Raw genomic sequence first — 11,288 nt, forward strand, 5'->3', positions numbered from 1 at the left:
GTTCTCGAAATGGGGCAGTACATTTTTCTCAGCACCAACAGTAATAGGTCTTCCCTTTACGACGGCACCACGACTCCCGAAGACTTTCCGAGATGTTGAACTAATTTGTCACGAAGGTCGGTTGGATGAAATTTGGTCACATAATCTGTCACACCCAAAGCCTTTCCTTTATCCACATTGCACTGACCGGACAAGGAGGAATGCATCAAGATGGGAAGGGCCTGCAATCGGAGATCTTCACGAATAGCCTTTGTCAGGGAAAATCCGTCCATTTCCGGCATTTCAATGTCGGTAATGACCCCCGCGACAAAGTCGAAAATGGTTCGATCCGTTTTGTCACCCAACTCCGCATACTGTCGTAGCCGGGTGAGCGCCTCTTTTCCCGTCTGTGTTTCTTCATATTTCATGCCCAACCGTTCCAATGTTTTGGTAATTTGTTTTCTGGCCACAAGCGAATCATCGGCAACCAAGACACGTTTTCCGGCTAATTCATCGTTCAGTTCAATCCCAACGAGGACTTCCTCTTCACTTCGCGGGTGCAGTTCGGCCAATACCTTTTCTACATCCAATATCAACACCATTCGGCCATCTTCCAATTTCGTAATAGCCGTGACCGCCCCTTGCCGGCTGGACTGGACCATCGGTGGAGGAATTTGAATGCGTTCCCACGACATACGTATGATCCGATCAACGCCGCCTACCAAAAAGCCCTGTTTGTTATCGTTATATTCCGCAATGATCAACTTCGCGCCAACCGGATCCAACGGTCCGAGTCCAATCGCCTGCTTCAAATCGACTAAAGCGATATTTTCTCCACGGAGATTCACTAAACCCAGGATTCGAGGATCGGAGTCCGGAATTTTCACCACGGGTGGGAGCTTCATGACTTCCCGAATCTTAAAAACATTAATTCCGTAGGTCTCATCAGTCCCAAAATGAAACATTAATAGTTCCATCTTATTGGCCCCGGCCAGCCCGGTCCGTTGATCAATTTCTGCCATCCACTTTGCCATTACGCGCTCCTCACTCTTTCACTCGGCCCAGAATGCATCATTCGTCCGACTATCTCTTTTGTATCGCTGTCAATCTATCCACCGAAATTTCCTGGCACTCAGATCCAACATAGGATCGACGGATTAACGCATACCGTTATACGTTGAAGTCTGTACTTCCCGGACTAAATCAGCCATATCCAAAATCAAGACTACTTTGCCATCTCCGGTAATGGTCGCTCCCGCCACGCACTTAACGTTGGCCAAAAATTCCCCCAAAGACTTAATCACGACTTCCTCTTGTGCCCGCAATCGATTTACCACAACTCCAAATTGTTGCTCACCGATCTTCACGACTACGACATAGCATTCAACACCGGTCCGGTCCCTGGGAATATGAAAGGTATCAGCAAGATCCAGGAGCGGAAGAATGCGTTCACGGAGGTTCAACACCCCCTGCCCATTTATACTTTTAATTTCTTCCTTGGTGACTTTAACGGCCTCAACCACGGAAGCCAGCGGGATGGCAAATGTGGCACATTCCACTTCCACCATGAGCGCTTGAATAATGGCCACGGTTAAGGGAAGCTTGATCGTCACACGACTCCCTTGACCCGGGTCGGAATCCAACTCCAAACTCCCATTCATGCGACTAATATTGGTACGAACCACATCCATGCCCACCCCACGACCCGACACATCACTCACTTGGTCCGCGGTGCTAAACCCTGGAAGAAAAATTAAATTCATGATTTCCCGGGGACTCATGGCTTCTAAATCGACTTGAGCCACCAGCCCTTTCTCGAGGGCTTTTTCAGCAATTTTCTCAACTTGTAACCCGCGACCATTATCTTCCACCCGAATCACAATACTGTTACCTTCCTGCTGGGCTGACAATCGCACATACCCTTCCAAACCTTTCCCATGTTGTTTCCGGTCGGCGGCGGTTTCCAAGCCATGGTCCATCGAATTCCTCACCAGATGGACCAACGGATCACTTAATTCGTCGGCCACGGACTTGTCGACTTCGGTATCCTCCCCAACTAATTCCAAACGCACTTGCTTTCCTAACTTACCGGCCAAATCACGGACCAATCTTGGGAATCGGGAAAACACTTTGCGAATAGGAACCATCCGTGTTTTCATAACTGCCAATTGCAAATCGGAGGTCACCAGATTGAGTTGCGCCAACGTCACGTTTAATTCCCGGAGAGCGGGGCTTATCTCATCTTTTTCCCCCAGCCCATTCCCCAGCTTAATAAGACGATTGCGATTCAAAACCAGTTCACCCACCAGATTCATGACATGATCTAAACGTTTGGTTTCAACTCGAACGGTCTGATCTTCCTCCTTCCCACCTGAGGCCTTGCCAGCCGGAGCACTAGCGGCTTGAACTGTCCGGGTCGTGGCTTCTTTTATTTTATTTAATACATCGGATAATCCAACGGGGCACTCAGAAACGGCGCCTGGTTCCGCCACCCCATCATTCCCTCCCGGTACTTCATGCTGCGGGGATTCATGCGGAGAAGACAAGGAAGAGGTATCAGGAGGCACTGACACCGAAGAAAGCGTCATCTCTGCCGGAGGTCGGGAAGGAGCGGAATGGGCTGTGTCCATCAAGGCCTTTTGAGGAGGGGAGACTGACAGCATCAGATCGTCGGCGCTATCCATCGTTAACGCCATTTTATTTACAATGCCAAAGGTCTCAACATGAGAATCGGCTCCGGTCTCCCGAATATCGGACTGGAGCATTTTTACCGCGTCTACAGCTTCCAAAATGATATCAATAATGAACGGGGAAACCGACATTTCCCCCTGTCTCAATTTGTTCAACAAACTCTCAGCTTGATGCGCCACTTCCACCAAGTGCGTAAACCCCAAAAAACCTGCCGATCCTTTCATACTGTGCATACACCGAAAAATTTCGTTTAGCAGTTCGGTGTTGGAAGGCTCCGTTTCCAATTTCACGAAATGTTGGTCAAGGGCTTCCAGCATTTCCGAGCTTTCCGCCAGAAAGTCGTTGAGTATTTCTTTCATTTCGTCATTCATCGATCACCTGTTCTCAGCTCCTGGACTTTTTTCTTTCAGCCCACCGCACACCCCAAGACATCGGGCCCGAAGGTTCGTGTATAGGCAATTAGGACATTCCGTATTCAGACATGATGCTATCGACCAGATCTTGTTGAAGAGCCGTAGTTTTTGAAGATTCCAACTGACGCAGCATTTCATACCCCCGTTCGTCACCGGATGATCCCGCCCCACCCTTTTGTTGCTGAATTCCAAAGATGACCACCAGCTTTAACAATTTGTGTTGAATTTCATTCAGAATCGTCACCAGTTTTGCTACGCGTTGGGCTACGAGATCCTGAAAAGACAACGCCACATGAATATTTAACAGGCGTCCTTCATCAGCCTTCACCATGACCAAAATTGCATCAAGATCCTTAACCGCTCTCCCGGCCACATTTGCCCGTAATTGTTCCAAATGATGTTGAACCCCCTCTCGATTCCGTTCCAATTCTTCTGTCAGGCTGAGAACCTTATGCGTTCCGTCTTCCGTCATTTTGGCGAGATCATGTAAATGTGAGGTGGCTTGAGGCAGTTGATCTGAGGTGGAGGTCACCGGGGATTCCATTTCCCGAATGGTTTTGGTAATCACTTCCACATATTTGGCCAATTCCTCCATTTCAGCATTAATGGAACGTTTCTCATTCAAGACCTCCTCGGAGATCTCTTCATCGCCTGGCACCTCGGTCTCAATCATCCGATCAACGAGCATAAGAATCTCCTTTTTATCGTAAAATTCGGAGGATGTTCTGCCCCGTTATCACGTTTTCGCCGGCTGAACATTTGCAAATATTTTTTCTAATTTTCCTTGCAGGACTTCCGCGGTAAATGGCTTAACGACATAGTTGCTGACCCCGGCTTGGACTGCTTCGATTAAATTTTCCTTTTGCGCTTCAGCAGTCACCATTAGAAACGGGAGCGTTTTTAATTCCGCATCGGCTCGAACAGCCCGTAAAAGCTCAATCCCTTGCATCACAGGCATATTCCAATCCGACACCACCAACCCAAAGCCACCAGCCTTCAATTTTGTCAAAGCGTCCTGCCCGTTTTCGGCTTCCATGATGTCCGAAAAGCCGATTTGCCGTAAGACGTTTTTGACTATACGTCGCATGGTAGACATATCGTCCACCACCAGCACTTTCATCCCGGTATTAATCATGATGTGCTCCTTACGCCTTGGGGCATGAAATCCCAGGCAATGTGGGTATTCCCATTAAATAATCATTGCAGATTCATTGACATTCTTATTATCGTGGACCTACCTGGCATATTGGAAATTCGGTTTCCTTCTCTTGTTTCTTTAGCCGTCCTTAAAATTTTTTACATTTCGGCTTTCGTTATTTCATAGGACAATATTGGTAGCCGGCCCGTGCCGTTCACAAGGATAATGACTTTCTCAGGTGTTCACGACCTGAACCTTGATTGAAGGCAATTCCCCCGTATCTTAAGACAAGAAATAATTTCCGAGGACTCGGGAATGAATTGGTTTGGACAAACAAGGTTAGGAAGGAATGGGAAATTCTATCTCGAGCGGTGGGAAAGCCCTGAACGTTAATGCCTCTGACCACGTTCAAAAATTCTGGATACGCTTCCATGCTCATTCCGGGGCCTCTTGCCCTCAGAATATGAGCAGGTCATTCATGTGGCTCTCGGCCTATCCTCCAGGAAGAAAGTCAATGGCCACCAGGGGAAGTTAATTTAAACTGAACCTGTCCCGAGCCGCCTGTGGGGGCCCAGCTCCAACCATCACGGATTCTCCTCCAGCATTCTGCACCCAGGCTTCAATTTCTTCCCGAACAAAACGCCAGTGTTTCCCAACTTTATGCCCTGGGAGTCGACGTTCTCTTGCAAGCTTGTAGATTGTCGATTTTGGGACTTTCAAAAACGTCGATACTTCACTTAAGGTCAGCAAATCTTTCATTGTGGCACCCTCATTAGAGTTTGGTCAGTAATGTTTGTGGTATCGGACTAATCATGTGAAAACTTAAGACTTCTTCTTAGATAATAGAAAATTGTGCTCTCCTCACCAACTGATCCCGGCTTACGAAGGATGGTCACTCCATGTACCGCCCTCAGCGTAAGAGATGGGTTGAGATGACTGCCCCTCCTTTTCTCCTCGCAAAAAAATCAGGCCTTCAAATACACAAGTCAACTGTTCGACCCTCTCCTCTAATTCGCACACCGCTGAATGAAGATGCGAAAAGGTTGCCGAGGCAGCCCTGCATTCAAGTTGTTCAGCTTCCCTCCCTTCATGCATGGCATGCACGGCACTTAGCGCACCCTTCATCTGATGAGCCAGTCTTTGGAGCTCTGGACGATTCTGCATGTGAATAGCTTGATGCATCCCTTTGATCAAATCCGGGGTTGTGGCCTTAAATATGTGAAACAAGGAATACAGCAAACTCTCATCTCCCTCCAAGGCGTGCAACGCGATAGAGACCTCATAGAGCTTTCTCTCCGCTGGGGACTTTGATGGACTTCCCTCATGGTGCTCGGGTTTGGAGTCTCTAGTAGCAACCGAATTAGTTCCCGTCCGATCAGCCTTGTCACCTGCCTTCAATGAAGACGAGCGGATGACACCTCCGGGAACCAAACCTACCCATTGTTGGAGTATTCGTTCAAAGTCCCGTAAATGAACCGGCTTATACAGACAATCATCCATGCCGTTCTCCAGGCATTTTTGCCCATGCTCAGGAAGCACATGGGCGGTCATCCCGACAATTGGAATATGGGGAACCGGAGGAGAGGCCAACCCATGATGGCGATGCCAATAAGCAGATGTATGGACAAATGCTCCAGAATGTTCCAAATCCCGAATACGCTGAGTGGTGGCCAACCCATCCATATCTGGAAGTTCCCAGTCCATGACAATGCAATCCACCTCTGTATCTTTCAACAATGTCAAAGCTTGAGTTCCCGTGTCCACGATCGTCACTTGACATCCGAACTTTCCTAACATCCCCGCTGCGACCCGTTGATTCACGGGATTATCCTCCACAACCAGCACCGAAGGTCCTGCTTGTTCATTGACGAGGGGTGGCACAGGAACCTTAATAGTTCTCTGCCCTAACTCCACGGGATGCCGCTCAGATGTTCTTGGTAAATCTGACAGTCCCGGATGATCCATTTCGCCTAATATGCATTGAAAAAATTGCTTTCGGTGTAAGGGAAGCGTGATCATCCCATCAAACCTCAAACTTTTTGCTTCATCATCCTTGCGATACCAAAATGGCTTCAAACCAAAAACTTTAACGTCGTGAAACCGCGAAGAGGAGCGAATTCGTTCAACCCATTCCCGAACAGCCGATTTCTCCAGACGATCACTCAGAATTATTCCCGCGACATGACATTCCGATTCAGGGATACCTTCAAACATAATGTTCGCCAGATGAATGCTGTCAATCTTCAGAACTTTGGCATGCACTTCTTGAAGAAATTGCCCCATCACCCAACCCGACGATTGCTGGGAACCGATCACCCAAACCTCTTTGCCTGCAACTGATATGGCATCTGTGGATGGCGAATGAATAGTCCGTGAGGCTCGACAGGGAATATCACACCAAAAGGTCGATCCCACATTTGGCTGACTCCTCACACCGACGGTTCCCTGCATCAGCTCCGCTAATTGTTTGCATATCGCTAATCCCAAACCGGACCCTCCAAATTTCCGGCTCATGGAACTATCCGCTTGAGTAAATACCTGGAAAATTTTTTGCTGAACCTCCTCTGACATGCCAAGGCCAGTGTCTTGAGCCGACAATCGAATCCACAGCGGAGACTCCCCGTCCGGATCACCGGAAAGGTCATTACGGCCATCCCGATGCCCACCGCCCTCAGGATTCCTTGGATGAATGAGCGACCCGCGCAGCAAAACCGATCCCTCCATCGTAAATTTCAGCGCATTTGAAAGATAATTACAAAGAATTTGTCGCAAACGATGCGGGTCGCCAAGCAGCTCGGAGGGCACCTCCGGGTCAACATAGGCTGCCAAATCCAGCCCCTTTCGATGCGCCCGCTCTGAAAACAGATCAATGACCTCTTCAAACAAAGACATTAAATTAAACCCAATGCTTTCCAATGCCAATTGACCAGACTCAAGCTTTGAAAAGTCCAAAATATCATTGATGATGGTAAGCAATCCCTCACCGGACATACGAATAATATTGACACATTCCTGTTGCTCATGATCGAGAGATGAGTCAAGCAAAACCTCCGCCATCCCGATCACTCCGTTTAAGGGAGTGCGAATTTCATGACTCATCACAGCTAGGAACGCTGCCTTGGCTCGAGTCGCAGATTCGGCCTTTATTAACGCATGATCCAGTTCATGATTTTTTGCCTCCAAGGTATCCGCAAAAGCCGACAATTCTTCTGCGGCTCGCTTGGGTTCCGTAATATCCATGCCATAGCCACGAAGCAATCCCAAATCTGCATGGGGGGCAAATGTCCAGGAATATTGCCTCTCTCCAACACTCACCTCGTAATGCATCTCTAGATGTCTCTGTGACAAACACCGCCTAGCCAACTCCAAAAACCGTTCAGGCAAAGCCGTGGTAAACCCGTCCTGACCGATATGGGCTTCCTCCATCAGGCGAACCATAGCGGGATTAGCATACAAAAGTTGTCCTGCCGCATCCACTTCAATCACGGGAAACGGATTTTCCTTTGGAATGGACGCTAACCGGCGCGTTTCTTTGGTCAGTTTCATTTCTGAACTGAGATCTCGAAACATCAACAGGAATCCAGAAGCCTCCATGTCATCCACCACAAGGCCTTTCAATTCCACCCAACACCATGTCCCCTGCCGACTTCGCAGACGAGTCCGTGGAACCCATAGCATCGTTTTCTCTAGGAGTAATCCTGATAGAGGACAGATTTCCGTGCGGTCTTCCTCACAAGGGACCAGACATTCTAGGAGGTCATGACAGGACACATTCGTGGGACAAGCGGCTCCCCACCCTAACAGGCGTGAGCCGGCCAAATTCATATGGGTGAGTTGTCCCTTGCGATCAACCAGACACACCCCGACCATCAACCCATCCCATAGAGTCTGAAACAAAGGAGAATCGTCCCACATGAGCTAGGAGAAAATTTCCCGAAGATTTATTGAAGGATCTGCTGAATCAAGCACTTTCGTAATCCTCACTTCATACTTTAATGCTGAATGCGTCGCTAAATTTCTCACCTCGGGCTCCTTGAGAATCTCACCAGTGCATGTTCTGATAATTTTCACCTGGGGCCTCACGCTCATCTCAGGATTCTGCTTCACCACGACAGCATCCTCACCAGTGGAAAGTTGAACAACCGTGCCCACAGGATATACTCCCAACACACGAATCATGGCTTCCACAAACCGTGTTGGAAACTTTCCCTTTTGTGCTTCTTGGTAGACTCGCCGAATCGCTAAGGACACAGGAAAGGTTCCGGAGGAATTTCCCACAGCAAGCAACTCATCAACATAATCGGTGAGACCCAATAGAGTCCCAGAATCGGAGACCGGCTTCGCCCCTAAAACGGTGGAATATCCTGACCCATCGAGATAGGCATGATGTTCATGCACAATATGAGCGATTTCCTGGGAAAATTGCGATTTTTTATTAATCAACGCCACGCTTATATCCACATGTTGCTGCAACAATGAATAATCAGCTCCCATGGCCCCCCATCGTGTCTGGACGAGGTTGAGTGGCAGCCTCATATAGCCGACATCATGTAACAACGCGGCGACCGCGATCTCTTCCAGTTGCCTCACCTCCCACTTGAGTTGTAGGCCAACTAGAATCGCCAACAAAGCTGTATCGACAACATGCGAGTAGAGTGTGGGATCAAACTGCTCAAGATGCCCAATGAGCATGATCTCGGCGACCACAGTAGGATGAGCTAATGCCTTTTCAACCAAAGCCTTGGCCGCCTCCTGCATGTCGGCGTGAGGAATCACCAGGCCGGTTTTGACGCCTTCAAACATGCCTTCTAAGGCCGCAATCGTATCTCCACGCAAACGGATTATCTGTTCTTGCGGTTCATCTTCCAGTCGATTTTTCCCCCCTGAGGAAGATGATGTGAACTCTTGTCTGAAAGAATCATCCTGATCGGGAAGCATCTCTGTCTCCAGATGACACTCCCGGGTAGCCTCAACGGGAAGGGGTTCTGCATCAGGCGACACATCAAGCCCCTTGGCAGTATCAATTTCGACTTCTTGAATGCCAGACTGGAGCAATTCCTGCACATCGTGGGAAGAAAGAAGCCGGCGGTGACGAAAAAACGGAGACTTCCACCAGGAATCGAGGATTCGAACCAAATACATGCCTGCACATATCTGTGAACAGGCAAGACGCTTTCGAGTCGTCATTGATGAGTGCGCTCCGAGAGAACGGCTATTGATAGAAATCTTGATTCATGAAGAGTCAGGAGCAGAAACAGATCTGCCCGCCTCACGACTACACCTTCCACTGCTATTTCCAAGATTTTTTATGGGGTATCCATCTTCGCCTTTTCGAATTGATCCCCACTAAACTTCGTCGGGAATTTTGGAAAAAGGTTCTCATTCGTATCACGCCTTACCCTTGCCCTTCTTCCCTTGCGTTTCACAATGCACTCAAATTTTCAATGGGGAGGGAGAGAACCTAGGCCTGGGGAAAATGGATATGACGATTACACCCCTGATGACACAGCCGCCATTTGAGGAACCTCACCAATTGTCTGATAAATGGGAATCATTTTAGCGACATTGGCTAAATCCAAAACCTGACGAACATACGGCTGCGGATTCACCAGGTTGAAGGGAATTTTTTTACTTTTGAGAGTTTGATAAGCAATCACCAAAATACCCAAGGCGGAACTGTCCACAAACGATACCTGTCCAAAATCTAAGACAACCGGCAATTCCTCTTTCATTGCCCCATCCAAACTGTCTTTGAAAATTTTTCTTGCGCCAAAGTCAAACCGTCCTGCCAGATGCAGGATCACGGCTTTTTCACTCTTTTCTTGCGTGACATTCATAAACTCCTCCATGGTATATGCCAGGAAACCTTCCTGACTATCCTTTGATCATCCAACTCTTCTTATCGGTAAGGATTCACAAAGAATTAAACATTCCTGGTTTATCCCTTCAACCTCAGATTGCTTAATCTTATAACAACCGAAGAGACTGTGGATGATGCGAGCGGGTGGGCACCATAACGTCTCCTGTACCTCGACTTGCTGAAAATTCGAACTGAGAAAATTACGCAGTTTGTCGTAATTCAGGAAGCAATCCTTTCGAGGGAACCTGTCGAGCGCTCTCCTCAGTCCACCAAAGGACATGAATGCCATCTAGCAAAATATTACGCTCTTCGACTGAGGCCGTTCGAATGGATCAGGCAATGCAATGAATCAAAACCTCCACTAAGCCTTCCTTACTCGGTACACTGACGTACCGTTCACCGGCACACGTTCAAAATGGTCATCGATGGCCAAGGTCGTTTCAGTGACTCCGAGAATCAAATACCCATGAGATGCGAGAATGCCTCGAATACGGCAAAGAATGTCTTTCCTGGTCTCCATATCGAAATACATCATGACATTCCGCATGAACACCAGATCCATTCTCGGAAGAACCGGCCACGAACCGGCCAGATTCATCTCCCAAAATTCGATCATATTCCGCACATCATCACGAATCCGCCATTCCATCCCTTGCCGTGAAAAGTAGGTATTTAGTAAATGGGAAGAAAGACCTCGTTTCACCTCGAATGATCCATATCGGCCTTCCCGGCCACGCTTAACCATTTCCTGGGAAATATCGGTGGCAATCAAACGAATATTCCAGGACGTCAGTTCTGGGAAATAGTGCAGAATTGTCAAGAGAATTGAATAGGGTTCCTGTCCGCTGGAACTGGCCCCGCACCAGATATGCAAACGTTTGATATCCCGATTCGCTTGAATCACTTCCGGCAGAAGCCGGTCTTTTAGGGTTTGAAATGGAACGGGATCGCGAAAAAAACTCGTTTCATTGATGGTCATGGCTTCCACAACCCGCTTGTGCAACGGGCCATCGGAAGTCTGGCGGAGTTGAGAAACCAAATCAGCTATTGTTCCGAAGCCTTCCTGTTTGGATAAGGGCTCAAGCCGTGATTGCAATAAATAAATCTTCTGCGGCTCTAAAACCATGGCTGACCGCACCTGAATCAGATTCCGGATATAGGCGACATCTTCAAAGGAAATTTCTGGAGTCACAAGGTTTCTACTGGT

The 11,288-nt window shown here is 48.2% G+C and carries 8 protein-coding genes; all 8 read right to left on the minus strand.

Features of this window, described 5'->3' with window-relative positions; genetic code table 11:
* Positions 1-56 precede the first annotated feature (56 nt).
* Positions 57-1,013, minus strand: coding sequence for a chemotaxis protein (locus tag AAH187_RS02770; RefSeq protein ID WP_342346904.1), 957 nt, complete (start codon positions 1,011-1,013; stop codon positions 57-59).
* A gap of 123 nt (positions 1,014-1,136) precedes the next feature.
* Positions 1,137-3,041, minus strand: a complete 1,905-nt coding sequence (locus AAH187_RS02775) for a chemotaxis protein CheA (RefSeq protein WP_342346905.1) — start codon at positions 3,039-3,041, stop codon at positions 1,137-1,139.
* Between the two features lie 88 nt (positions 3,042-3,129).
* Positions 3,130-3,771, minus strand: a complete 642-nt coding sequence (locus AAH187_RS02780; RefSeq protein WP_342346906.1) for a protein phosphatase CheZ — start codon at positions 3,769-3,771, stop codon at positions 3,130-3,132.
* A 48-nt stretch (positions 3,772-3,819) separates the two neighbouring features.
* Positions 3,820-4,218 (minus strand): chemotaxis response regulator CheY, encoded by a 399-nt coding sequence (locus tag AAH187_RS02785; RefSeq protein WP_342346907.1) that lies wholly within the window; start codon positions 4,216-4,218, stop codon positions 3,820-3,822.
* An 882-nt stretch (positions 4,219-5,100) separates the two neighbouring features.
* Positions 5,101-8,136 carry a histidine kinase dimerization/phospho-acceptor domain-containing protein gene (locus AAH187_RS02790; protein WP_342346908.1) on the minus strand — a complete coding sequence of 1,012 codons (3,036 nt, stop codon included), beginning with the start codon at positions 8,134-8,136 and terminating at the stop codon, positions 5,101-5,103.
* A 3-nt stretch (positions 8,137-8,139) separates the two neighbouring features.
* Positions 8,140-9,408, minus strand: a complete 1,269-nt coding sequence (locus tag AAH187_RS02795) for an HD domain-containing phosphohydrolase (protein WP_342346909.1) — start codon at positions 9,406-9,408, stop codon at positions 8,140-8,142.
* A gap of 302 nt (positions 9,409-9,710) precedes the next feature.
* Positions 9,711-10,058 carry an STAS domain-containing protein gene (locus AAH187_RS02800; RefSeq protein ID WP_342346910.1) on the minus strand — a complete coding sequence of 116 codons (348 nt, stop codon included), beginning with the start codon at positions 10,056-10,058 and terminating at the stop codon, positions 9,711-9,713.
* 384 nt (positions 10,059-10,442) lie between these two features.
* Positions 10,443-11,288 (minus strand): protein-glutamate O-methyltransferase CheR (locus AAH187_RS02805; protein WP_342346911.1); only part of this gene is annotated, 846 nt, incomplete at its 5' end.

Source organism: uncultured Nitrospira sp., assembly GCA_902500695.1.
Lineage (GTDB): Bacteria > Nitrospirota > Nitrospiria > Nitrospirales > UBA8639 > Nitrospira_E.

Coding starts and splice junctions, on each gene's coding strand:
- AAH187_RS02800 (WP_342346910.1), bottom strand. CDS start 10,058: ATGAATGTCACGCAAGAAAAGAGTGAAAAAGCCGTGATCCTGCATCTG.
- AAH187_RS02790 (WP_342346908.1), bottom strand. CDS start 8,136: ATGTGGGACGATTCTCCTTTGTTTCAGACTCTATGGGATGGGTTGATG.
- AAH187_RS02780 (WP_342346906.1), bottom strand. CDS start 3,771: ATGCTCGTTGATCGGATGATTGAGACCGAGGTGCCAGGCGATGAAGAG.
- AAH187_RS02770 (WP_342346904.1), bottom strand. CDS start 1,013: ATGGCAAAGTGGATGGCAGAAATTGATCAACGGACCGGGCTGGCCGGG.
- AAH187_RS02795 (WP_342346909.1), bottom strand. CDS start 9,408: ATGACGACTCGAAAGCGTCTTGCCTGTTCACAGATATGTGCAGGCATG.
- AAH187_RS02775 (WP_342346905.1), bottom strand. CDS start 3,041: ATGAATGACGAAATGAAAGAAATACTCAACGACTTTCTGGCGGAAAGC.
- AAH187_RS02785 (WP_342346907.1), bottom strand. CDS start 4,218: ATGATTAATACCGGGATGAAAGTGCTGGTGGTGGACGATATGTCTACC.